21 protein-coding genes are annotated in these 24845 nt (G+C 49.9%); 7 read left to right on the forward strand and 14 right to left on the reverse strand.

Annotated features, from left to right (window positions below; translation table 11 throughout):
* Positions 1-19: 19 nt before the first annotated feature.
* The 5 genes from SBG41_RS01405 to SBG41_RS01425 all read right to left on the reverse strand — a co-directional run bounded on the left by SBG41_RS01405 (position 20) and on the right by SBG41_RS01425 (position 6129).
* Positions 20-1381, reverse strand: coding sequence for an ABC transporter substrate-binding protein (locus SBG41_RS01405; protein WP_317895760.1), 1362 nt, complete (start codon positions 1379-1381; stop codon positions 20-22).
* 81 nt (positions 1382-1462) lie between these two features.
* The gene (locus tag SBG41_RS01410) at positions 1463-2470 is read right to left on the reverse strand and encodes a branched-chain amino acid ABC transporter permease (RefSeq protein WP_317895761.1); all 1008 of its coding nucleotides are present in this window, start codon (positions 2468-2470) and stop codon (positions 1463-1465) included.
* Between the two features lie 14 nt (positions 2471-2484).
* Entirely contained in the window at positions 2485-3369 is an 885-nt protein-coding gene (locus tag SBG41_RS01415) for a branched-chain amino acid ABC transporter permease (RefSeq protein WP_317895762.1), read from the reverse strand.
* Between the two features lie 85 nt (positions 3370-3454).
* A complete protein-coding gene (locus tag SBG41_RS01420) occupies positions 3455-5374 on the reverse strand; it encodes an AMP-dependent synthetase/ligase (protein WP_317895763.1) in 1920 nt (639 codons plus the stop codon).
* A 2-nt stretch (positions 5375-5376) separates the two neighbouring features.
* Positions 5377-6129, reverse strand: a complete 753-nt coding sequence (locus SBG41_RS01425; protein ID WP_397470773.1) for an ABC transporter ATP-binding protein — start codon at positions 6127-6129, stop codon at positions 5377-5379.
* Between the two features lie 343 nt (positions 6130-6472).
* Here SBG41_RS01425 and SBG41_RS01430 point away from each other — a divergent pair, with 343 nt between their 5' ends.
* Positions 6473-7918, forward strand: a complete 1446-nt coding sequence (locus SBG41_RS01430; RefSeq protein ID WP_317895765.1) for a class I adenylate-forming enzyme family protein — start codon at positions 6473-6475, stop codon at positions 7916-7918.
* On the opposite strand, the gene SBG41_RS01435 is transcribed toward SBG41_RS01430, so the two are convergent.
* The gene (locus SBG41_RS01435; protein ID WP_317895766.1) at positions 7915-9750 is read right to left on the reverse strand and encodes a GltB/FmdC/FwdC-like GXGXG domain-containing protein; all 1836 of its coding nucleotides are present in this window, start codon (positions 9748-9750) and stop codon (positions 7915-7917) included. The two genes, SBG41_RS01430 and SBG41_RS01435, sit on opposite strands and share 4 nt — an antisense overlap.
* A gap of 9 nt (positions 9751-9759) precedes the next feature.
* Complete coding sequence (locus SBG41_RS01440) at positions 9760-11853, reverse strand: FMN-binding glutamate synthase family protein (RefSeq protein ID WP_317895767.1); 2094 nt, start codon at positions 11851-11853, stop codon at positions 9760-9762.
* A 399-nt stretch (positions 11854-12252) separates the two neighbouring features.
* Between SBG41_RS01440 and guaA the strand changes: the two genes are divergently transcribed.
* The 4 genes from guaA (at position 12253) to SBG41_RS01460 (ending at position 16663) form a co-directional block, all read left to right on the forward strand.
* Positions 12253-13806 (forward strand): glutamine-hydrolyzing GMP synthase, encoded by a 1554-nt coding sequence (guaA, locus tag SBG41_RS01445; RefSeq protein ID WP_317895768.1) that lies wholly within the window; start codon positions 12253-12255, stop codon positions 13804-13806.
* A gap of 98 nt (positions 13807-13904) precedes the next feature.
* The gene (locus SBG41_RS01450; protein ID WP_317895769.1) at positions 13905-15770 is read left to right on the forward strand and encodes an aldehyde ferredoxin oxidoreductase family protein; all 1866 of its coding nucleotides are present in this window, start codon (positions 13905-13907) and stop codon (positions 15768-15770) included.
* A gap of 126 nt (positions 15771-15896) precedes the next feature.
* Positions 15897-16199, forward strand: a complete 303-nt coding sequence (locus tag SBG41_RS01455; RefSeq protein WP_317895770.1) for a MoaD/ThiS family protein — start codon at positions 15897-15899, stop codon at positions 16197-16199.
* An 80-nt stretch (positions 16200-16279) separates the two neighbouring features.
* Positions 16280-16663, forward strand: a complete 384-nt coding sequence (locus SBG41_RS01460; protein WP_317895771.1) for a hypothetical protein — start codon at positions 16280-16282, stop codon at positions 16661-16663.
* 28 nt (positions 16664-16691) lie between these two features.
* Here the strand turns inward: SBG41_RS01460 and SBG41_RS01465 are convergent, their stop codons facing one another.
* Positions 16692-17141 carry a PH domain-containing protein gene (locus tag SBG41_RS01465; protein WP_317895772.1) on the reverse strand — a complete coding sequence of 150 codons (450 nt, stop codon included), beginning with the start codon at positions 17139-17141 and terminating at the stop codon, positions 16692-16694.
* A 168-nt stretch (positions 17142-17309) separates the two neighbouring features.
* On the opposite strand from SBG41_RS01465, the gene mobA reads away from it, so the two are divergent.
* Together mobA and upp are read left to right on the forward strand one after the other, a co-directional pair.
* Positions 17310-18101, forward strand: a complete 792-nt coding sequence (mobA, locus tag SBG41_RS01470) for a molybdenum cofactor guanylyltransferase (RefSeq protein ID WP_317895773.1) — start codon at positions 17310-17312, stop codon at positions 18099-18101.
* Positions 18102-18149: 48 nt separating this feature from the next.
* The gene (upp, locus tag SBG41_RS01475) at positions 18150-18812 is read left to right on the forward strand and encodes a uracil phosphoribosyltransferase (RefSeq protein ID WP_317895774.1); all 663 of its coding nucleotides are present in this window, start codon (positions 18150-18152) and stop codon (positions 18810-18812) included.
* A 166-nt stretch (positions 18813-18978) separates the two neighbouring features.
* Here the strand turns inward: upp and SBG41_RS01480 are convergent, their stop codons facing one another.
* The 6 genes from SBG41_RS01480 to SBG41_RS01505 form a co-directional block, all read right to left on the reverse strand.
* The gene (locus SBG41_RS01480; protein ID WP_317895775.1) at positions 18979-19845 is read right to left on the reverse strand and encodes a slipin family protein; all 867 of its coding nucleotides are present in this window, start codon (positions 19843-19845) and stop codon (positions 18979-18981) included.
* Between the two features lie 85 nt (positions 19846-19930).
* Positions 19931-20272, reverse strand: coding sequence for a hypothetical protein (locus tag SBG41_RS01485; RefSeq protein WP_317895776.1), 342 nt, complete (start codon positions 20270-20272; stop codon positions 19931-19933).
* Positions 20273-20317: 45 nt separating this feature from the next.
* Entirely contained in the window at positions 20318-20761 is a 444-nt protein-coding gene (locus SBG41_RS01490) for a Clp protease/crotonase-like domain-containing protein (RefSeq protein ID WP_317895777.1), read from the reverse strand.
* Between the two features lie 177 nt (positions 20762-20938).
* A complete protein-coding gene (locus tag SBG41_RS01495) occupies positions 20939-21379 on the reverse strand; it encodes a DUF2153 domain-containing protein (RefSeq protein ID WP_317895778.1) in 441 nt (146 codons plus the stop codon).
* A 344-nt stretch (positions 21380-21723) separates the two neighbouring features.
* Positions 21724-23145, reverse strand: coding sequence for an acetate--CoA ligase family protein (locus tag SBG41_RS01500; RefSeq protein WP_317895779.1), 1422 nt, complete (start codon positions 23143-23145; stop codon positions 21724-21726).
* Positions 23146-23340: 195 nt separating this feature from the next.
* The gene (locus SBG41_RS01505) at positions 23341-24690 is read right to left on the reverse strand and encodes a carboxypeptidase-like regulatory domain-containing protein (protein WP_317895780.1); all 1350 of its coding nucleotides are present in this window, start codon (positions 24688-24690) and stop codon (positions 23341-23343) included.
* Positions 24691-24845: the final 155 nt, after the last annotated feature.

Raw genomic sequence — 24845 nt, forward strand, 5'->3', positions numbered from 1 at the left:
ACAAGAGCTAGGGTAATGCCTATCCCTGCGTAGCCGCGACGCAGTCAAATCCCTGCGGGCTCACCGGGCCTATGAAGTGGAACTTGCCATCCTCGCTATACATCACTATGTATACGCTTGTAAATGCTAGGTGCTTGCCCGGGCAGAACCTCATCGGGGGAGTTATATCACCCAGCTTTATCGGATCACTACTACAACTACTCTCAAGGGCTTCTTTGAGCGCCTCTCCCTTCTTTTGTACCAGGTCGGCACTAGTAGTCCTCTCTATAGCCTTAACAAGTAGCCATACATTTATGAAGCCTTGCATGAAGCGGAGGTTTACTTCCTCTGGCTTCAAACCAGCCTCTTGAGCAGCCTCATATAGTTCCTTATAGCCTGGCTTGTCCTTCGCATACTCTGGCCACTTCCATGGCGAAACACCGGCCACTTTCCCAGCCACTTCTTTGCCAGCCATCTCGGGGAAGCGCTCATCGAATCCCCAGACATTAGCAACCATTACTGTGCTGAGACCATGTTTCGCCATTGCTGCAGCGGCTAGGGCGCAACTGTGTATCGTGTTTCCGCACCAAGCATAGTCGGGCTTCTTTGATAGAAGCTGTGTTGCCGCGCGATCCGCGTCTACTGCGGTAGCTTTTAGCGGGAGGTCCACGTCAGCAACTATTGTTAGGCCTAGGTGGCCTGCATAGGCCTTTATTGCTGGTATCGGGCTCTTGCTATACGCCACTTTATGGTCGTAGAGCAGTGCAAGAGTCTTTCCGCACTGCTCTTTCACCCAATTTACTGCTGCGCATGCTTGTGTGCTATAGTCTGGTGCTGGGAAGAAGTTGTAAGGCTTTGTGACCAGCTTAGCGGAATAGCTCGCAGATATATAGAGTATCTTGTCCTGTGCTACCTGGTCGGCTAGCTTCTCTGTATCAGCAGTGCCCCAGCCTATTATTGCTACGACTCCGTAGCGGTCACGGAACTCCTTGTAGAATTCTATTGCCTTCGAAGGATTATAGGCATAGTCTCTCTTCACATACTCTATCCTAACTCTTACACCATCCTTTGTATAGACGCCCTTCTTGTTAAAGTACTTGAGTGCTGCAACTACGCCTTTTGCATAATCTTTTCCAACATCGCTTGTAGGCCCGCTCTCATCCACAAGGACGCCTATCATCAGCTTTATCTCCTTCTGCGAGGCCTTACTCGGGCTCATTGTGCTTGTTGTCTGAGGCTGTGCCGCGCTGGCTGTACTGCCCTGTGCTGGGGGAGGTGATGCACTAGTCTGTGGCGTTGATGTGGACGTTTTTCCCTTATGGCCGCCCATGGCAAAAAACGCTGCTATGCCAACCACTATTATTGCAACTACTATGCCTATGAGTAGTGTTTTTGAGTCCATTTATCCCACCTCTACCTCCCACCTAAACATTATCCGGAATTATAAAAACTTTTCCCTAATAGATGATTTATTTCTTGAAAACTAGTATCTAAATGGCCATAGCCTAAAGTATTCTTTAACTCTTCTAAGCAGTCCTATGAGTCCCTCCGGCTCAGCTATTACGAAGACCGCTATGAGGCCTCCTAGTACAATGTACTTCGTCGCAGCGTCGGCGGAGAAGGCGCTGGCCAATAGGCTCCAGCCAGTGTGGATAACCAGTGCGCCGAGCAGGCTTCCCCAAACTATGCGGCCAGCACCGCCTACTAGGACTATTGCTAGGAACTCGATTGAGGCGTCTAGCCCGAAGGCCCCATAACCTATTCCTGGATTTGCTAGAACATATAACGCGCCAGCTAAGCCCGCGTAGAGGCTACCAATGGTAAACGCTAGGGCCTTTGTCATGGGAACATTTATGCCTACAACCTGGGCTGAGACATCGTTATCCCTAACAGCCTTCATAGCCCTGCCTAGACCACTTCGCCCTACATTGGCTGCCACGATAACCGCTAGTACAGCTATGCCGAGTACCGTATAGTACAGCGGCATTCCGTTCCCAAGGTAGATCCCCATAATGTTCTTGGAAGATGTGCTTATAGTAATCCCCTGGTCAGGGTCAATCCATGTCTTGAACATGTATTCTAGTATTTCCTGGACAGCTATGCTGGCCATTGCTAGGTAGTAGCCTTTGAGTCTGAATGATGGTAGTGCTAGTACTGCTCCAACTATCGCTGCAGTTATCGCTGCAACAGGTATTGCCAAGAGAATATTCACGCCGTTGTTCGCTAAGTATGCTGCTGTATAGGCTCCTACACCCATGAGCGCGCCATGTGCAAGAGATATTTGGCCAGCGAGCCCTGTTACTATGTTGAGGCCGATAGCCCCAATGAAGAATATCATTAGCGATACAGCAGTGTTTACGCCGTAGTTTCCAGCTATTAGTGGAAATGCTAGTAAGAGTACTGCTCCTATGCCTAGGGATGTCCAGTGTATTGGGTAGCGAAGCAGGGCCATATCGGCCAGATAAGTTTCCTTGAAGACCCCTGCTGGCATGGCGATTCTACCCCCTATATTCTTTCAATTTTCTCCGTGCCGAAGAGCCCATAAGGCTTCAACGCTAAGACGCCAAGCATGACCACATAGGCTACCACATCCCCAAATCCCGGCAAATAGTATGAAAACGCATATGAGCCAAACTGCTCGGCAAAACCAAGTATGAGTCCGCCAACAACTATTCCTGCAACACTATCGAGCCCCGCCACTAGGCTTGCTGCAAGCGCCTTCAACACGTACGAGTCTAGGTATGGGCTCACACCGGCCTCGGCGCCCAGCGCTATTCCGCCAAGCGCTCCAACTAGGCCAGCTATCCCCCAACTGAGCGCTGTCAGTTTCCGCACAGGCAACCCATAGCCAGCCGCTCCGTATGGGTTCTCAGCAACAGCCCTCATCGCTACACCGAGCTTAGTAAACCTATGAATAGCTATGATGCTGAGCAATAGTAGCATAGAAGCTGTAAGGGCAACCACATCTGCACTAGTTAGCATTACTGGGCCGAACCCGAGCGTTACTTGCGGAAGGCTGTAAGCCCCGCCGCTCCAATAATCGCTTGCAAACTTGATAGTGATTCCCCGCAGAATGTAATAGATCCCCAGAGTTGCTGCAATCAATGCCACCGGGGATCTGCCAAGAAGAGGCCTCGCAGCACCGCGCTCTAGTACTAGGCCAGCCGCGAAGCCTATTAGCGAGGCAGCTGCGATTGCTATCGCCAATCCGAGTCCCTGGGCAGATATGATTAGCGCTGCGTAGGCGGCAAGGAGGACTAGGCCGGGATGGGCCAAGTTGAGGGACTTGTTTACACGATATACTAGGTTGAAGCCTAGGGCTAACACTGAGTAAACAAAACCGATTATTACCGAGCCTACCGTTAAGCTACCAATTATTGCTGCATCCATTGCTTCATCACCTTCTGAAACGCATACTCCAAGCTATCATCGGGACGCGCACAGCCCAGACAGCTTGAGAAAAGAATGAGGCTGTCTAAACGTCGATTATTTGTACCTGCTTCTCAACAAGCACTCTCCTCCCGTCCTCTAGCCTTATCTCTATGCCCAACACGTAGTTCTTCTCACCAGCATACATTGCCTCTATGAGGCCCCGGTAGCGCTGCTCGATTACTCTTCGGCGGAGCTTCCTCGTCCTAGTCATTTCTCCATCGTCTGGGTGAAACTCCTTGAAGAGACTAACGAACCTCCTAACCCGCATCTCTTCCTCGAGCTGCTTGTTTGCCTTTGCTACTTCGCTCCGTAGGAGGGCTAGTACCTCTGGCTTCTGGCTTAGGTCGCTATAACTGGTAAACGGGATCCTTCTTCTCTCTGCCCAACGCGAAACCGTCGGATAATCAATATTGAGTATTGCTACGAGATACGGGCGTCTATCACCTATTATCGCTGCTTCCGCTATGTAGGGGCTGAACTTTAGCTTGTTCTGCACAATCTGCGGAGCTATGCGCGTTCCATCGCTTAACGTTATTATCTCCTTAGCCCTATCGTGTACCACGAGGTGCCCGTCAGGAGTAATTTCACCTATGTCGCCAGTATGAAGCCATCCATTACTGTCTATGGTTTTACGTGTGGCTTCTTCATTTCGATAATAGCCTCTCATTACTGCTGGACTCCTTATCAGTATCTCCCCATCCTCGCCTATCCTTACCTCTGTTTCGGGCAGTGGCTTTCCAACAGTATCAGCTCTTACATCGTCGTCTGGGTGTACAACTGCTATACCAGCAACCTCTGTTTGGCCATAGATTTGTTTCAGGTTTACCCCAAGGGCATGGAAGTACTTGAAGTAGTCTGGGCCAAGCATTGCGCCGCCAGTATAGGCCCTCTTGACTCTTTTGAGCCCTTTCTTGTCAAGGATGCTTCTCAGCGCAACCCAGTAAGCAATGTATCTTAGTAATCTCCATCCAGGTGTCGGCTCTCTTCTTCCTGGTTTTAGGCGAGACTCTGCAGCTTTCTGGCCAATAAGTATCGCTAAGCGGTAGGCGAGCTTCTTGAAGGGGTCGGAGTCCTCGGCGTCAGCCATCACGTCTCTCGCTATTCTTTCCCATATTCTTGGTGGAGCGAAGAGGAAGTGCGGGGCTATTTCTCTGAAGTCGTGCCAGAGCGTCTCCTCGCTCTCAGGGAAGTTGACGCGAAATCCTGCTAGGAAGTGGAGTGCGATGCTCATCATCTGTTCTCCTACCCACGCTGGCGGCAAGAAGGAAACGTACTCCCATGATGGCTCCACTGGATCCATTTTGTTTAGCTGGTAGGCCATTGCTAAGAGGTTTTTATGTGTTAGCATAGCTAGCTTGGGTCTACCAGTAGTCCCGCTAGTTGTGAAGAAACCGGCAACATCATCTGGAGATATGTCTTTCACTATTTTTTCGTAGAGTTGTGGCTGGCTCTCGTCGAGACTCTTGCCCGTTTTCAATAGGTCGCCAAACGTTATTATGAGGTCGCCCAGCTTCTCCCTGTAGAGGTGGAGGCCCTTAGGCTCATCAACTACTATCTTTTCTATTCGTGTTTTATCGATTATTTCGAGCACTTTGTCTAGTTGCTCCTGGCCCTCGACGAGAACTATTCTCGCGTCGCTCTCGGCAAGCACGTAAGCTATCTCGTCTGCTAAGCTGTCCTTGTATACTCCTACACTAACGACGCCTAGACTGTGAGCACCGACCTCGTATATGGGCCAAGAGGGTCTATTACCGGTTATGAATGCTGCTTTATCTCCTCTCCCTACTCCTAATGAGTATAGTCCTAGTGCTGTCCACCTTACTAGCTGGTAGTATTCTCTCCAGCTGAATCTCCGCCATATGCCGTAGCGTTTCCAGCGGAAAGCGGTTCTTTCTGGCTCGTTTTGAGCCCTCTCTGCTAGAAGCCATGGAAATGTTGTATCGTAGGGCTTGGCCTCCACCATGATCATCCACCCAGATACGCCTCTATTACTCTAGGATCATGCGCTACTTCGCGGGGATGGCCCTCGGCTATGACGCGGCCATAGTCCATGACTATGACTCGGTTACAGAGGTCCATCACCACTTCTAGGTCATGCTCTACGAGGACGAATGTTGTGCCACGAGTCTCATTAACCTCTATAATAGCTCTTGCAACATCCTCCTTCTCTTCCCTGCTGAGTCCCGCCATAGGTTCATCCATTAATACTGCCTTGGGGTCCTGCACGAGTGCTCTTGCGAGGTCTACTCGTTTCTGCACCCCTGGAGGAAGTGAACCTACGTGTGCATTGCGATGCTTGTGGAGATCTAGTAGGTCTATTATGATCTCTGCTTTTTGTCTAGCCCATTCCTCCCAGTGCTTGGCTCTGCTGGTCCAGAACATGGCGTCGAAGAGGCTATATTTTCTCCAGGGCTCGAGCCCTGTCATGATGTTTTCTAGGACTGTCATAGAGTGGAAGAGCTCGCTATGCTGAAACGTTCTAGCGATTCCTAGCTGGACGCGTTTCCTTGGAGGAAGCCGTGTTATGTCTTTGCCTTGGAAGAGTACACGGCCCTTCGATGGCTGATAGAAGCCCGAGATTACGTTGAGAAGGGTTGTCTTTCCGGCACCGTTGGGGCCGACTATGCCGAGTATCTCGCCGGGCTTGACGCTGAAGCTTACCCTGCTTAGTGCTGTTACTCCTCCGAACCTTACCTCTACGTCTTCAACACTTAGTATGGGTGACTGGATGGAAACATTTCTTGAGCCGTACTCGTCTCTTGTCCGCCAGAGTAGCTGGTAATCGAACCTCACCACCTCCTCGTCGGCGTGCTTATGCTGCGCGAAGAACAAAACGCACCATCTCGCCCACCTCTGCGCTAGTTTATTCTACTATTGATGTGCTCGATGAGCCTGCCATGGTGGGGAGACAGCTCTACTATTTAAGCTTTTTCATAAAGGAGTGGACGGATTCACTATAACACCCATAGGGAGAGGGGAAAACCGGTGCACAATAACTCTGAAAAAGGTGCGTCCCGAGGCCCTCTGGGAGCAGAGGCCTTGCAGTACTAGAGGGTTAGGCATGCGTACTGAGGGGTGCGGATATAGAGGCTCACCCATAGACGCTATGATGTGTTATTCGACCATAGATGGTTCGCTTATACGTGATACAGGTGGAGTAGAGCTAGATTATGACCGTGCTTGGAGAAGGGCGACAAGTATCGCTAAAACCCTTGACGCGAAACATGGAGTTAGAAGAGGCGATGCTGTAGCAATTGCTCCCATCAATAGTGCCGAATCCCTACTCTCTCTTACTGCGACATGGCTTCTAGGAGCTACAGCGGCAATTATTGATCCGCTCAGCCATAGTATGGACCTAGAGATGCAGTTGAGGCAGGTTTCTCCGAGGCTCCTTATAACCGCTAATGCTTTCCTGGACAAGCACTGTGATACAGCTAGGAAGCTAGGTATCATATGTGTCTCCGCAGAACAGCTTTACGTTGAAGCAGGGGATACTGAGTGGGAGGGCTACTATAGGCCAAGGAGCTGGGAAAACGCACTAATATACTTCTATGCAGGTATAGCTGGGAGAACAATTCCTGTCATACATACACACAGCAATGTAGCTGCCTCAGCCGAGATAGTTGTAAGCCATTATAGGTTGGGGCAAAACGATAAAGTGCTTGTTGTAGCGCCTATAAGCCATGCACTCGGCCTACAAATATCAGCTCTTGCTGCGCTTCATGCGGGAGCCTCCATAACACTCTATCGGAGAACAGGTAAGATGAACACAACAGAAGCCGTAGAGATCGTTACCCGAGAGAACCCTTCAATGATTCTCGCTGTCCCCATGTTCTATAAGAGCTTACTCGACTCCGGCTACAAAGGCACCCCTGCCCTCAAGTACCCGGTGAGCGCTGGTGCACCACTACCCACAGATCTACAGAATTCTTGGAGCAAGGTAACTGGAGTGGAGCTTCTACAGCTTTACGGCATGACTGAAGCAGCTCCTGTATCCGCGACCCTTCCAGGAGAGAACCCGCTGGGAAGCATTGGCAAGCCAATGCCAGGCATAGAGGTAAGGCTTCTCAACCCCACCAGCACGGAGAATGGAGGAGCCATTGGCGAGCTACTGGTCCGCGGCCCCATGGTTATGAAAGGCTACGGTGTAGAGGCTGAGAATGAGAGAGCCTTCCTGCCTGGAGGCTGGCTCAGAACCGGCGACATCATAGAGGTGGATAGAGATGGCTTCATGTTCTTCCGCGGCGTTAAGAAGAGAATGATAAAGTACAAGGGCTATCCTATCTTTCCCCGGGACCTTGAAGTTATCCTTGAGCAGCACCCGGCTGTGGCGCGGGCAAGGGTGTACGGGGAGCCCGGAGGCGATGTCGGGCAAATACCTGTTGCAGAGGTTTGGCTACGCAAGGGAGTGGTTGTTAACGAAGAGGAGCTTATGGAGTGGGTTAACTCAAAGGTTGCACCATACAAGAGAATAAGGAGGCTAGTAATAAAGGGCTATATTGATTAATCCCTTATCTTTGCCGAGGTTATGATTGTGTAGCGGTGCGTTAGAGCCTCCTCAACGTCCATCGGGATCTTGGTGGCCTCTACGTGTTGTTCTAGAATTGTTTTGAGTTCCTCCTCTTCTTCGCTTGTCAAGTAGCGATACTCTGCATGTGGGTAGCCGATATGGAGTACTCCCCAGAGCTTGGCGAGTCTCCTGAATCTCTCGCCAAGGATACTTTTTAGCTCATATATGCTTCTGGCTTGGAGCGCTCTTATCATTGTTTCTTGGCTTATTTCGCCCCGTGCTGCGAGGGACTTAATGTAGCGTTCTACTTGTCGGGGTTGAAGCGCTTTACCTATGTAGCCTAGCGGTACATGGCCCCGTATGTAGATCTTGCCTCCAACCATTCCGGTGGCGATATATTTGCCGGGTTTACCGAGCACCACGACCCTTCCACCAGCCATGAACTCCGCCAAGTAGTCTCCAACGTCACCCCGTACTACGACTATTCCTCCCTTGAGCTGTACTGCTAGCCTGTTACCAGCATTACCAGTCACGTGCAGCTCGCCACTCCTCATAGCCTGGGCAGCCGAGTCTCCTACATCGCCATACACTATTATCTTCGAATTCTCAGCACAATCAGCCAGGTCCTCCTGGGCCTGGCCATAGATGTGGACCTCGAGCCCCTCTACGAGATTCAGGCTAGCATTGCCCACTACGCCCCATAGCTCGAGCACGCCGGGGCCAAGGCCGTTGGCGACATAGCGGTGGCCTAGCAGATTATAGGCCGCGGCGTAACCTTTCTCAGCGAGATTCTTAGCAAGGAGTTGGTTTAGCTCTATCCGTCCCAGCTTCGAGGCGTCTATCGCGCCCCTAGGGGGATTCGGAAGCTCTAGTATCTTATAGGGAGCCAGGCCCTTAGCTACTAATTCTCCGTCAGGATACACTATTATTCTCCCGCCACCGCGGAGGAGTCGAGGCCTAGCACTAGGCTCCATAGCCTTTATCGCCGCTGCCTCGCTCGCAACGTACACGGCCTCGTTCTCAACAGCGACATAAAGAGGGCGCAAGTGGTGCCGATCAACAAAAGCCGCAAATAATGGTCCTCTCGCAGTACCACGGAGGAGTATAACCGCGTATGGGCCATCGAGCCTAGCCCACCTAACATATTTGCCATAGATCATTGCATCTATCACGTCTTCGGCTTCATAACCTTCCCTAAACAATAGCTCGGCTAGGTAAGCTATAACCTCACTATCATTCCCTGTAAAGCTCCTTATAGAAGCTAGTAGTTCTACCAGCCTCTTATTAGCCCCATAGCTGCTGAGGTCTCCGTTATGAACTATCGCCGTCTCCAAGTATGTAAAGGGATGGGCTAGCCAGGGGCTGAACCCCGGACTATTAGTTGGGTAACGCGTATGCCCTATCCAAGCTATGCTCTTCTCGTGCCAGGCTCCATAGACTCCTACTACTTCGTGCGGCCACCCAATACTCTTCCAGACCCCGAGAAACCTTGATGCCTGGAGGACGCGAAGACCACCCAAGAGCGAGCTTGACGGATAGTCGTATAAGTGTGCCTCGTAAACCGAGAAGCCGCGACCTAGATAGGCAATCCTCCTCGGCGACCCCCTGACGAGCGCACCTAGTCTCTTCTCTGCCTCCGTGAGCTCCTTCTCTCCTCTACTCTCGTCTATGAATATCCTCAGCCGTACAAGGCCGCTGGGCTCTGGATCATAGGCTGCGAATCCTGCCCCGTGCTCGGTGCCGCGTTCCCCCATTGCCTGCAAAGCGGTAAGGATATTATCTATGCCTTGCTCCTCGTCAAGGTTTATGAGGCCAGCGATGCCACACATGAGCCTGCTTCACCTCCCGGCAAGGCTTACCCCAAGAAGCCTTGATACGAGGCCATCAAGGCTTCTAAGGAGCCAGCGATTACCATGGAGGCTCTCATAGCTCGTAACCCCGCCTGCTCCCATGAGGAGCTTTATTTCCCACATTAGCTCTATGAGCGTGTTCTCGTATGCTTCTCTGCGCTTCTCCAAAGGCTTGTCTCTAAGCTTTGAGGCCAGAGACTTGAAGAGCTTTATTGGGAGAACCATGTCGGCGCCAAGGGCTATGAGCTTGTATACGTCTGCCCCGTGTCTTAGCTGCCCTGATGCAACTATGGTTACACTATCCCTTATACCATTCCTCCAGTACTCGTCGTCAAGCCTAACTACCCACTCCTCTAACCACGGCTTTGACCTACCATTTCCGCCTCTGAGCTTCTCATCAACGATTACTATCCTGGCCCCAATTGGGGGATAGACGCCTGGTGGGAGTGCTATTGCCTCCGGGTGCTCCATGAGGTCGCACTCGAGGGGCAGCCCTAGCGCAGTAGCTGCCTCTACTAGAGCCTCATCGCTGCAAGGTACGACTATAGGGGCTTCATAGGTAGTGCCGTCGAAGAGTCTTGTCTCTAGACTTATTTCTTCGCGGTAGGGGTCTATGCTTGGCCTAGTTACCTGCGCTGCCTCTATGCGTAAGAGGTCAAGCGGCCTCTCGGCAGGTGATGTGTAGCCCGGCACTATGCCGCCCATGCCGACGACGGGGGTTTTGGCCTTCTCGTAGACTTCTCTAGGCACATCATAGATAGTTCCATCCGCGTACCAGGCTACCTGGCCCGGCTCAGCCGCTTCCACGCCTATCGTATCTGCGACCTCTTCGTCTATATTGTATGCCTCGAGTAGGTCTTTTCGCCCAACTAGCTTTTGGAGAGAGTCTTCTCCAAGAACATATGTTATAAGTTTTAGGCTTCTCTCTATGGCTTTGAGCCAGTTTACCGCTCGATGAGTAGCCCAGTCAACGTCTAGCTTAAGGGGATGAGTGAGGCTGCTCGTTAGCGCTGTTGGACACTTTCCCGTGTTGCATAAGTGGCACATTATGCAACCCATTGCTATTAAGGCAGCAGTGCCGATGTTAGCCATGTTTGCTCCGAGGAAGATGAGCTTAGCTATGTCTTCTCCCGAGTATATCATTCCACCGCCTATGAGGAGGAAGCCGTCTCGCAGGCCGTTTGCGCGCAGAAGCTTATCGGCTACTGGTATCGCGTAGTCTACCGGTATACCTATGTGGTCCCTGACAATGCGAGGAGCTGCCCCAGTGCCTGCTCCAGCACCATCTATTATCGCGCCTAGGGCTGTTGAACGCGCTATCCCTACTGCGACAAAGCCTACCTGGTGCCCCGCGGCAGTCTTGACGAGCACAGGTCTACCTGTAAGCTCTTTCAACATCTTTACCCGCTGGGCGAGATCTTCTATACTATAGATATCGTGGTGGGGGGCAGGGCTGAGAGCCTCAGTACCTGGTGGGAGGCGGCGCAGCTTTGCAATCTCATCTACAACCTTTGTTGCTGGGAGATGTCCACCTATGCCGGGTTTTGCCCCTTGCCCTATCTTTATGTTGACTGCGATCCCTTTCCGGATCATATACCGGTCTACGCCGAAGCGGCCGCTAGCCCACTGTATAACAATATTCTTATACTTGGCGACCTCGGGGTGAAGGCCGCCCTCACCAACACCGATGACTGCGCCTGCCTCGTCTGCTGCACGGGCTAGCGCGATATTAGGCCTACCTGCAAGAGCGCCGAAACTCATATCGCCGAGATAGACGGGGAGGCGGAGCCTAGTCCCAGCGAACATCAGTCCGGCATCTACGTCAAGTCTATCTAGCCCGGTTGGTCCGAGCTTTTTTGCGAGATCATTTACTTCGTCCGGCCTAATATCTCGAATAGCTAGTCGGTCTAGGATTCGTCCACGCCTGCGGAGAGGCTTTACCACAGCCTTTTCGAGAGCCTCGGTGGCGGCGTAGCGTATCTCGAGTATTTTCTCACGTGTCCAGAAACCATGCCGGTCTCCTATCAGCGGCCTATACTCATTGACTATAATGCTCTCTGTGCTCTTACCGGTTTTACTCAAATATTACACCTAATGTGGTGGGCTTCTCGTAGGAAAAGAGAATATATGCTTTTTCTTCTTAAAGGGTGCAAAATAGAACATGGGCTCCCTGTCTCTGGGAGGCTTAAGTGAGCTGCGTCTCCGGGCTAAAAACAAGGCGTTCCATCTGCTACACGTATTTAGTTAACATAATTGGTCTCTGATTGCACCTCAATGCAAAATCATTAATCTGAGAAAGCAAGCCCTATTAATGTGCCAATCAAGTTCTTGACTCCGTTCCCGAGGTGCATAAGGGGCAGCTTACATCATAGTGAAGCAGTGATCTGAGACCATGAATGCTAAATAGAGCAGTAGCGTAATGTTATTTGTAACCGACATAGTGTTGCTGAGCACGAGAGGTTAATTGGCGGTGCTTGTTATATGAGGATAGGTGAAGGCTATAGTGCTGTTGCGATAATCAATTTTGGAGGACAATATGCTCATTTGATTTCAAGGCGATTGAGAGAGCTGGGAGTTTATACTGAGATAATTCACTACTATGAGGCTAGCCCGGAGAAGATAAGGAAGCTAGGAGCGGGCGCTGTTGTATTGTCTGGTGGTCCTCGTAGTGTTCTCGAGCCTAATGCGCCCCGTATAGGCAGCTGGATACTCGAACTAGGCGTGCCCGTGCTTGGTATATGTTATGGGCATCAATTGCTTGCATTGCTTATTGGTGGCAGGGTTGAGAGAGGTCCCGGCGAGTATGGGCGGACATGGGTGAGGGTACTACGACCTAGTGACCCGTTGTTTCGGGGATGGGGCTCCGAGGAAGAAACGTGGATGAGCCACGGCGACTATGTTGCATTTGTTCCTGACAACGCAGAGGTCTTAGCGGTTTCGAGAGATACCGGCTATATTGCTGCTTTCAGACTCCGAGACAGGCCAATCTATGGTGTCCAGTTTCACCCAGAAGTTGCCCATACGCCAAAAGGAAGACTCTTGCTAGACAATTTTGTCTCCTTAGTGGCTAAGCTTCAGAAGAACTGGAAGCCGGAGAACATCGTAGACGAGCTTGTCCGCGAGATACGGGCTAAGGTGCCTCCGGGAGAAAAGGTTCTGGTCGCAGTTAGCGGAGGCATTGACTCAACTACGACAGCACTTCTCGTCAAGAGGGCTATAGGTGACCGGCTCGTAGCCGTTTTTGTTAACCATGGCCTTCTCCGCGAGGGCGAAGCAGAGGAGGTATTGTCGCTGCTCAGAAGCCTCGGCATAGAGCCCGTCTACATTGATGCCTCCAAGGTTTTCCTGAAGAGGCTTCGCGGCATAAAGGACTGCGAGGAGAAGAGGAAGATCATTGGCAAAACATTTATCGAGATATTCGAGGACGTGGCTAGAAGTGATCCATCTATAAAGTGGCTTGCTCAAGGCACCACATATCCCGACGTGATAGAGAGCGGTGCGGTGCCTGGAGCAGATAGAATAAAGAGCCATCACAATGTAGGTGGGCTGCCAGAAAGGCTTGGGTTGAAGGTGCTTGAGCCGCTGCGCTACTTCTACAAGGACGAGGTACGCCGCATAGCCATCTCGCTCGGCGTTCCACGAGAATATGCCTATCGCCACCCCTTCCCTGGCCCTGGGCTAGCTGTACGCATAATCGGCGAGGTCACCGACGAAAAGCTGCGCATAGCTAGGAGGGCTTCGCGTATAGTTGAGGAGGTGCTGCGCAAGGCCGGGCTCTACGATAGGGTTTGGCAAGCATTCGCCGTAGTCGGCGACGATAAGTGGGTTGGCGTGAAGGGTGATAGCAGGGTGGATGGCTACATTGTGACTATTCGCATCGTTGAGAGTGAGGACGGGATGACAGCTGATTGGTCGCGGATACCCTACGAGGTTCTTGCCGAGATATCTTGGAGAATAAGTAGTGAGATACCAGAGGTTACCATGGTCACATATGCCGTAACTTCAAAGCCCCCCTCAACGATAGAGCCGTGTTGACCAGTTATCTTTAACCCGCGTTACCACTACCGCTATCCACGCCTCATAGAAACCCTATTATAATTGGTCTCGTAACCCTATTAGACGGTGCTCTACAGGTGGAGTTCAAACTTCTAAGAATAAACCTCTGGACACAGAAGGTCCGCGAAGAAAAGATTGACGAGAAGACCCTTCGCCGCTTCATCGGCGGCAGAGGCCTCGGCGCATACCTAGCCCTCAAAGAGATACCTAAGGGCGCCGACCCCTTCGGCCCTGAGAACAAGCTCTACATCCTAACAGGCCCCCTAACCGGCACGGCTGCCGTTGAGACAGGCAGGTACCACGTTGTCGGAAAGAGCCCTCTAACCGGCATCCTCGGCGACTCTAACTCTGGCGGCCAGTTCGGACCCTGGCTACGCTTCGCAGGATACGATGGCATAGTGCTTGAGAGCGTAAGCGAGGAACCGGTCTGGATAAGCATTGTTGACGGAGAAGTAAAGTTCCACGACGCTAAGAATCTCTGGGGCCGCGGAGTAATCCACACCGAAAACGTGATAAGAGAGACAATGGGGATAACGAAGCCCGACCTCGGAAGCGTGCTGGCAATTGGCCCCGCTGGCGAGAACCTCTCAAAGATCGCTGCAATAATGAACGACAAGTACCGTGCAGCTGGTAGAACGGGCCTAGGCGCGGTAATGGGCTCGAAAAAAGTCAAGGCGATATTCGTATATGGTCATCGCAAAATAGAACTATATGACAGGCAAAAGTTCACCCAGGCTGCTAAGGAGCTTGGCAAAAAGATAATGGAGCACAGTATCTCGCAAGCACTAACAAAGTACGGTACAGCCGTATTGGTGAACATTATCAACGAGCACGGCGGCCTTCCGACGAAGAACTGGACCCGGGGAACCTTCGAGAAGGCCTACGAGATTAGCGGCGAATACCTCGCCGAGCACTATCTGAAAACCAATAAGGGTTGCTGGGGCTGCGTAATAAGGTGCGCCAGAGTAGCAGAGGTGAAGAGCGGGCCCTACCGCACACCGGTCTCCGAAGGCCCCGAGTACGAGACAATATGGGCCAACGGCGCCAACACAATGATTGGCAACATGGAGGCAATAATAAAGATAAACTACCTGTTGAACGACATGGGCTTCGACACGATAAGCTTCGGTAACACAGCTGCTGTACTAATGGAGCTCTATGAGAAGGCGCAGAAAGGAGAGCTACCCAAGGATAAGGCCGAGAAGCTCCTAAGCTTGCTAGAAGACGTTGAGCCGACATGGGGCAATGCTGACGCAGTTATAAGACTAATATGGAAGACTGCTTATCGCGACGGAATAGGCGAGTATGCAGCCGAGGGCGCAAAGAGGCTGGCAGAGGCATTTGGCTGCCCTGATTGCGCGATACATGTAAAGGGCCTCGAGCTTCCAGCGTACGACCCCAGAGCAATTAACAGCATGGCCCTAAGCTATGCTACCTCAAACCGCGGTGGCTGCCACCTAAGAGCCTATAGCGTAAGCTTCGACGTGCTCGGAGTACCCGAGAAGTACGACCCGCTGAAAATTGACCCGAAGAAGGCTGAGCTCGTCAAGTGGCAGCAAGACTACTTCGCAGTAATAGACAGCCTTGTAGTATGTAAGTTCAACACGTTCGCCGATGCACCAGAATACTATGTAGAAATGTTGAAAGCCGCTATGGGCTGGGAGGATCTCACGGTAGAAGAACTGCTCACAACCGGCGAAAGAATCTATAACGTTGAGAGGCTCTTCGCGGTAAGAGAAGGCTATGGGTACAAAGACACGCTGCCAAAGAGGCTCCTAGAAGAACCGTTGCCCGACGGCCCCGCAAAGGGCAAGACTGCCAAGGAGGCCCTAGAGGCCTACCTACCAGTATACTATAAGGCCAGAGGATGGGTTGACGGGAAGCCTACGCCAGAGACGCTGAAGAGACTAGGACTCGAAGAATTCCTATACATCGTCTCCTAGAACGAAAAGCACGTTTTCCTAGCCAAGCCATAGGTTTTTTAAATCCTAATCCCTTTTCTTATCCCAGCCCACCTACTCGGTACCCTACTCTCTAGCCATAGATAAGGAGACAAAGGTGCAACAGCTATGAGTATCAATGAGATAGAAGTCATAGCTGTATTTGTCCAAGAGTTCTACGAGTTAATTAAAAAACACCAAGTAAGGATAAGGCTTCCCAAGGGCTCCACTGTCCGCGATCTAGTAGAGTATATCGACACGAATATCTTCCCAGGGTTTAGGGATCGTGTTATTGACGAGGAGGGCAGGATCAAGTACCCCGTCGAAATAGCTATCAATGGGAGAAGAGTAGATTTTCTAAAAGGTCTTGACACGGAGCTTAAAGACGGTGATAGAGTACTCTTTTCCCCCAGGGCACTCTTCGTAGTCTAATTGGAGAAACTACCCTGGCACTTGACACTATCGTGTTGAGCAACGGCATAGCCTATGACAAGAAGGCTAGGCGATAGAATATGTATCAGGAAAGAAAGTGCGAAGATGTGTTGAGCGAAGCTTGCGGGAGATCACTCTCTATTCTAGAAGATATATCAGCCTCTATAGGTAAGGGTCGCGGAAAAGGCAGCGGCATAGCTAAGCTACTACGTGAGGCCGCTTACAATCTTAGCGACGCCGCCTCCATCTGCATAGCAGGTTGTGAGGCCTCAACGGAGCCGCGCTGTGTACTCGGAGACCTTGTTGACCGCTTACAAGCTGTTATGCAAGGAGCCGCTATAAGGCTCGAGAGAATAGGCAAGCTACAAACAGATACTGAGGAAGAACTTGCCAGGATAGTTGTGGACCTGGTATATTCCCTCCTAGACTCTCTATGCAGGTTCGCCTCAAGCATCAATTCCTAAGCGTGCTGGGATACTGCGTTCTTCCCTATTAGCTCTGCTGAGCTGCACGTGTAGATCTTGCAACAAGTTCTGACGGTTTTTCGAATATCCATTCCTCGCTCAGCAGGTTTTTCTTCTTGTTGAGTAAGGGGCGTTCTATAGCTATCTTGTTTACTGCATCATATATCTCGCCTATTGCTTTCTTCGATTCATCTTTGTCCATCCAAGAGAGCTTTAACTCTTCTCCATTCTCAAGCATAATTATGAAGCTCGAACCAACTATGCCACCATGATATACAATTCTTTCAAGCTTCTCGAATGGCACCGACTTCAGCTCATATCGTCCAAGAATCTTTTCGTCGAAGAGGATAATTCTTCTATTGCTTACAATGAGCCATTTTGGCTTCTCAAGTGCAAACTTCTTCTTAACCATGTATAAAACTTCTTCTTCGGGTTCAAGGCTTTCTCTAAGCCCTTTTGGCAAACTCTTCTTACTCAATATGTGTGCACATCCAAATACTGGTTCTGGGCTACCTACTATGTCTCTCAGAAAAGGAGACGGGTAGAGGGTACCCGCTAGTCTATAGGTATTTTACCAATATATACCTATCTGTAAAGAATATGGAGACAAGATATCATTTGCAAAAGTTTGCGCGGTGCTTTGGGATTGAGCTTTGTAGGAGTTGTGCTCGGAGGCGGGGAAGGCAAGAGGTTTGGAGGAGATAAGCTCATAGCGATTGTTGATGGCGAGACATCTATAGCAAGGATTGTGGCTGCTCTCCGAGAAGCAGGTGCCTCTGAAACGTATGTCCTAACGCGCAACGAGGAGAGATGCAAACTCTATACGTCGCTCACAAGCCTTGAGAGCGGTTGCCTCTATGATACTGATCTTGCATGCAAAGGCCCTGGTGCAGCACTTGCCGCTATATCCTCTCTTAGTGCAAAGAGAGTCCTCGTTGTACCAGGCGATGCCCCTTGGATCACAGCAGGTCTAATAAGAAATCTCTTAGCCTTCTTAGATGGCTGTGATATCGTCGTGCCACTTCATGCTGGGGGTTTCCTAGAGACATTAATGCTCGGCATCGATGGGCGTTATGCAGCCAGGTTTTACGATATAGCCAGAATGCTCTGTGAGTGGAGGGGCGAGGTTCGTCCTTCAGATTATATACGTGTTGGCAAGAAGGCTTGCATCGTGGGGTCGTCGCTTCTCACATTTTCTGCCACAGAGTTCGCTCACATAAATACTAGAGAGTACTTGAAGACCCGTGAACCCAAGAACCCTCTTGGCGACAAGGTCTTACTCGAGATAGGGGGAGAGCTAGCACAAATCCTTAGTCTCGGTGATAGAGCGGAACAGTGCAAATTATTGCTGAAAGCAGCTGAGGCATACACAGCAATGGATCTGAGGCACTTGGCTAGGCACGCGTTGCGCGATTATGAGAAGCTTTGTAGACACTAATGCTTAAGAAGGAGTCTCGCCCTTGTCTTGTTCTAGTCTGGGTTATGCTTGGAACGCGTAAACGTCGTGAAAAACCCGGCTCTTCAAAACATCCTCTTAGAGCTAAGGAAAAGGGACACATCCTCACACATCTTCTGTGAACTGCTTGAACAGGCTGGTTACCTGCTAGCTTACGAGGCTTCACGAGAACTTCCCCTGCTAGATGAAAGTGTTGAGACACCACTAGGAGCCGTTGCCACTGGAGCTAGAGTCAAAGACGAAGACATTGTAATAGTTGCTGTGCTGCGAGCAGCGCTTCCTATGGCTCTAGGGGCTCGAAGATTGTACCGTAGGGCGAGAATGGGGTTTGTCGCGGCAAAGAGGCTAGAGGAAACAAAGACACAAGCCAAGGAAGGCATTGTGTTCGACGTCGATATACCCTACTGGAACATTGGGAGCGTTAAAGGCAAGTATGTTCTGCTTGTAGACCCTATGCTAGCGACTGGCAGCACGCTGTCCCGCGTAATAGAGCGGATAGGAAGAGAAAAACCCAAGAAGATAGTTGTTGTTGGCCTTATAGCCGTTGAACAGGGAATCAGGATTGTGCTTAGATCACTCGACAAGGTAGGAGTAAGAGGAAGTATATACGTAGCCGCTATAGACCCTGAGCTAAACAATATGGGGTTCATCGTGCCGGGGCTAGGAGATGCAGGTGACAGATGCTTTGGCTAAGAGGAGGCCAAGCAAGAAAAACCAAAGCTAACCCTTAAACCCCTTTCTGGGCGTCAATACTCTATAACTCGAGTGAGGAGCTTTTCGGGGAGCGTGACCCCGCGTAGCCACGGGCTAAAAATATTGGGGGATGACTGGGCGGTTACCCAGCCGACAAAGCCGCCTCTTATTCTTGGGTCTGCTGTCGTTGCACGGCCTTGCCGCCCACAAGGCCTAGTGCTACTTCAGTAGCATGTTCCTTTCCTAGACCTAACGGATAGAATACTATCATGTTCTTCTCCTTAGCTACCTCTATCAGTGTCTGTAGCTCACGTAGACGTAGCGCAGCAGGATGCTCCTCATATATTCTGGCTGCCTCGCCCAGGATCTTGGCAGCTTGTCTCTCACCCTCAGCTTCTATGATCTTTGCCCTCCTCCAGCGCTCCGCTTCCGCCTGCCTTGCCATCGCCCTAACCATGCCCTCGGGCAGCACTACTTCCTTTATGGTTACCATTGTGACCTTGATGCCCCACGGATCTGTTAGCTCGTCAAGGATTTTTTGTAGCTCCTTGTTGATCTCTTCTCTCCGAGTCAGGAGGTCGTCTAGCTCGCTCTTGCCGATTATGTCTCTGAGCGTTGTCTGTGCAAGCATGGTTACTGCTAGGTTGTAGTTTCGCACAGTGAGCACTGCCTTCAGGGGGTCCTGGACCCGGTAGTATACTACAGCGTCTACTGATACCTCAACATTGTCCTTTGTTATTATTCTCTGCCTAGGTACATCAACTGTATGTATACGTAGATCAACAGTCACTACGCGATCTATTATGGGTATTACGATTACTATCCCGGGCCCTTTTGCTCCGACAGCTCTTCCAAGCCTGAATACTACAACTCTTTCATATTCTTTTACTATCCTAATGCTGTATAACAATATAATGAAGATTATTAGTAGTGCAAAGAATAGTGCTATAATCGTGCCTATGTTGCTTGGTGCTGAAGGCGTTGGTTGCTGGGCAGCTGCAGAAATAAAGGAGATAGCACTGAATGCAGACATTAATCAATCACCTATCGCGTCATGAATCTAAGGATATTGATTGAATTTATTCCGAGTTATAATTTGGCGCTTTATCGTAAAAAGGTTAGCGATGTTGCCTCTGCTCTTGCCCCAATTTCCGTTTACAATAATCGAGTATCTCTTTTTTAACGCGATAAGCCGTGATCCTCTGCGATGTAGCTGATCTTGCTATGGGGCATATTGTTCTAAGCGGGCAGCGCTGACACGGACAAGAAGAAGCATCTGTTTCGACACGTTCGATCCACTTTTGGGCTTCGAGAAACCCTAGTATTGCGCGTACCCTTTGGAGCGGGAGTCTAAGCTTTGCGGCTATGTACTCGGGTGTGGCGATTCCCAGCTCTGCTATCGTAAGTACAACGGAGCATAAATCATCCCTGCCATTATCCGCGGCGTTCTGTCCGGCCACGTAGGCGTCACCGTCAAGCTCTGTATACTGGTTTTGCCGGTGCTGCTAGAATAGGGGGATCGTGTCTATGAGCTTAAGCCTCAGCTTACGGAGACTACTCATAACCTCTTCCACGAATTTGTCGAGACGAGCAGGACTTATGCCACGTGTTGCAGCAATCTTCTTTACTTCTTGTTCGACGAGTCGATACTTTTTGTAAGTCTCGTTGAGCTTTCTCCAAGGTATGTCTCGGAGAGCTTCAGATAACTCCTTATCGAATGGAAGCACGCCTTCAACCATGAGCACGGCTATAATAGGGTACCCTATGTAGCCTCGAAGCCTTGTGCCGTTATCATTGCTGTAGGCAAGACCCTTCTCAGGGTCGACATAGACGGTATAAACCCTATCACCCTCGCTGCTGACAACTCTATATTTCTTATCACTGATCTTTTCTATACGTCCATCCGCTATAGCACCGAGTGCTTCGAGGACCTTTATTCTGGGAGGCATGCGTAGATACTTGGACGTAGTAATACACCCCTTATAACGTCCTAGAACTATGCCTTGCCTCTCCGAGTACTCCTTGTAAACTCGTTTACATTACTGTGCTAAAAACTATGTTCACGAATAGAGAACGCGTTATATTGGCCGGAGGCTTTAGCTAATAATAAAAGATGAGTTAACGCGCTATATCATCATTGTTGGTGGTCTTCTGGGTGATTCCTCCTCCTCTCCTGAAGTCCTCACCGTGGCTACGAGGGGGTTCAGCTTACCTTCCTTTGCTAGCTGCTCTAGCAAGTCTTTTACATCGCTTGTATGCTTAATATCTATCTCAAGGAGCTGGTTTAGGATATTGTACATGACTTTCCATACTTCTAGAAGCATTTCCCTGGGAACATGCGCTATTATTACTGGATCTTGAAGCCAGTTGTCGAAAGCCTTTATTGTTCTTATCATGTGTTGGAATGCTGCACGCGTTGCAACTATTATATCAAGGCGGTCTCCTTGTTCAACTCTGTCAGCTGTCTCTCTAAACGTTTCCAGCAGCTTCTTCTGCGCACGTACCCACTCTTCGAGCTGCTTAAGGAAGGCGTAATCGATCACGCGTATCTCTCCAGGTCTGCTCATAATACACCACCTTTAACGTGGGCTAGGGGTAGGGCTACGGGATTGTGTATACAGGTAGCAACTGTTATGAGTTTCCCTAGGCTCTTAGAGGGACTTAGACCCCTTTTTATCCCTGCTTATGTTAATGCCGCCAATATTGTGGCGCTGCCCCTGCTTCAAGCACGCCAAGAAGCCCCGCTAACAACGGTTTCTTAGCAATCTTTATCCGAGCCTTTTGTGAAAGCATAGTGTTGCGGGAATGAAGAGTCCTAACCCCTTACCGACGCAAAGATATGTGGAGCGAGGGCGAGACAGACCCGCAAATGTTTGCCTCTTCCTCTTACTCATTCTCTCTGGGCTTGTCCTTAGAGTCTTCCTAGGCGCTGTAGCCATTTTCCATAGAATCTTAGTGCCCACATTGCTTTTGCTGCACGGTGCTCGCCTGGGTAGACGGGGATACCAGTTTTTGCCTCAAAGAGCTTAGCTATTCTCCACGACTTCTGGCCGCCGGTCACGGATGCCACTATTGGTATCCCGAGTTCGCGTGCTTTTTGGGCTATGGGCTGCATGAGGTCTGCAAGTCTCTCAGTCATAGTCGCTATGTTGAAGTATGGTATTAGGAATATGCCGTCTACCTCACCGCTTTCAAGTGCTATGCGCGTTGATTCCGCCATGTGGTCCTCCGTGCCGGAACCAGTTATGTCTACAGGGTTCCTTGGGCTAGCTATTGGCAGGAGTATTCGTCTCAGCTTCTCCTGCGTGCTCTGGCTGAACATTGGCACCTCGAGGCCTAGCTCGGATAGCCAGTCAGTAGCCATTACACCGCTTCCGCCTCCAACAGTTATTATCGCTACTCTATTACCCCTCATAGGTGGCTGAAGTGCTAGTGCTTGTGCTATGTCGAACAGTTCCTCGGTGTGTAGGACTTCTATGGCGCCAGTCTGTTTGAATACTGCGTTGTATATTTGGTAGCTGCCAGCAAGGCTACCGGTATGGCTTGCAGCTGCCCGCGCGCCAGCACTTGTCTTTCCGGCCTTAAGCACTACTACTGGCTTTACTGGTGTAGTGTCTTCAAGTGCTCTTCTGAAAGTAGGGCCATCCTCCACACCCTCGACGTAGAGGGCTATGACTTTTGTATGTGGATCGTTCTTTAGATAAGCTAGAAGGTCGGCTTCATCGATGTCCGCGCGGTTGCCTATGCTCACGAACTTGCTGAGCCCGAGACCTCGTAGTGCGGCAACATCGAGCAGCGCTGCACCTAGTGCGCCGCTTTGGCTAATAAAGGCTATGGGGCCATTACCTGGAAGGCTCTGCTTCTCTGGGTCAAGAAACATAGTATTTATCCCGGTTGACGGGGAGTAGACTCCTAGGCAGTTAGGCCCGAGGACCCGGACACCATACTTCCTAGCGATACTAATGACTTGTCTTTCAAGCTTGGCTCCTTCCTCGCCAACCTCTCGGAAGCCAGCGCTTATTATTATTGCTGTCTTTATTCCTCGGCGCCCAACTTGCTCCATAACACTAGGCACGCGCTGGGCAGGTACCACAATAACTGCTAGTTCAACAGGATCTGGCACATCTAGGACGCTTGGATACGCCTTGAATCCAAGAATCTCATCAGCATTAGGATTCACAGGGTAAATTGGGCCACGATAGCTGTTTTTAAGATTATACAAAACCATGTAGCCTACCTTACCGGGCTTGCGAGAAGCACCGATGACTGCAACACCACGTGGACGGAAAAGATACTCAACTCCTTCGCCAATAGGGGGGCGCTGAGAAGCCACGACAACCTACACCGTGTAAATGGTTCTCTTTAGGGGAATAAAAGCATGAGATTTTAAAGTAGAATAATAAAAGCATTGTATAACAAGATAGCAAGGAGCACTAAAAGCTCGTAGGAGCGCGTTAAGGTAAATATGTAGCCAGAGAACCGGTATGGGGTTATGTTAAAAAAACAATTCTTATGGAAAATTATGTTATTAGACTGCTATTTTGCGATACACGAGTATTACGGCTACGATTGCTATTATGAGACCGATTATACCTATCACTATTGCTATCATTGCCTTAGAGGCTGCATCGTTTGCCTTACTTGTAGCCTGGTCAGCGCTCTTGGCTGCTGCATCAGCCTTTCCGGCTACGTCATTTAGCTGCTTTTGTACATTGCTTATCGAAGATCTAAGATCAGACACGCTTGTTTGTAGACTGCTTACGCTTGATCTTAGATCTTCGGTTGTCTTCTTCAGATCATCTACTACTGTTTGCAGCTGGGTAACAGTTGATTGTATCTTTGTTAGCGCCTCGTCAATGCTGGCTATCTTTGTGTTCAAACTGTTAATGGTCGATGCCAGTTGCTCTACTGATGCTTTATCAGCCTTACCTTGCAGTTGCTGTTGTACATTGTTTAGCTGGTTCTGAAGTGACTTGATATCGTCTTGTAGACCTACAATACTGTCGCTAAGCTTCTTAAGAGTATCTGATATACTTGCTACGGCATCTTCAAGAGACGTCACTCTTTCAGATACATTACTTATCTTTTCATTAACGTTACCAATCTTCTCATTAATTATAGCATTGATATCACTTATCTTTTCATTGATCATTGCTACTAGTGTATCGTTTAGCTCTGCTAGCGATGCATTGAGACTCTGTATAGCTTTACTGAGTTCTTTGACATTGTTTCTCAGAGTCTTTATCGCGTATTCATAGCTCTCTATGATTATCGTGCCTGCATCGTTCTCGCCTATTTTTGCAACATTTACTGTTACAGTCACTGGTAGATAGCCTTCCTTCTTTATTAGTAACGTGTATGTGCCAGTTGTTGGAACCGAGACAAGGAAGTAACCATTGGTCTCTGTTTCTGCCTTGGCATTAGTTTCCTTCACGATGACTGTTGCGCCGGGGACAGGGTTACCGGTCTCTTTATCAACGACCTTGCCTGTTATTGAGTATGTTGTTGCTACCTTAAATTGTATCGTTAATGATACACCGTTGCTAAGCATTATTGTCGCTGTATAGATTCCTAGTCGTGGGGGCTTAAAGCTGTATATCCAGCTTTGTGCATTGTTTAGCTGAAAGTCCTTGTTCATTCCAAGCGGCGGTGTTGTGCCTGGGAACTTCACTACTAGCGATAATGTGCCGTTGTATGGTTTGCTAAATTCTGCTACGAGTGTGACATTTTCGTCGGGAAGATAGCTTGCTTTTGTGGAGTAGAATTTAACGCCTTCGGCTTCGGCTATGTTGCTTTCAGCCGAAGCAGCAATGCCTAGCACGAGTACCGCTAGCATCATGACACTTATTAGAGCTGTTATGCTTCCTATTTTTCTCATACACATACACCCTCCGATTAGCGCCACTCATGTTGTACCTATGGGAGACATATTTAAACGTTAAAGCTCATATATAAAACATATCTATACCAACATATGTGTAACATAACATAAGGCATTTAGTAAAAAACATGTATAGGGTTGAAGCTACTTAG

The organism is Pyrofollis japonicus (genome assembly GCF_033097485.1).
GTDB classification, from domain to species: Archaea; Thermoproteota; Thermoprotei_A; order Sulfolobales; family Pyrodictiaceae; genus Pyrofollis; species Pyrofollis japonicus.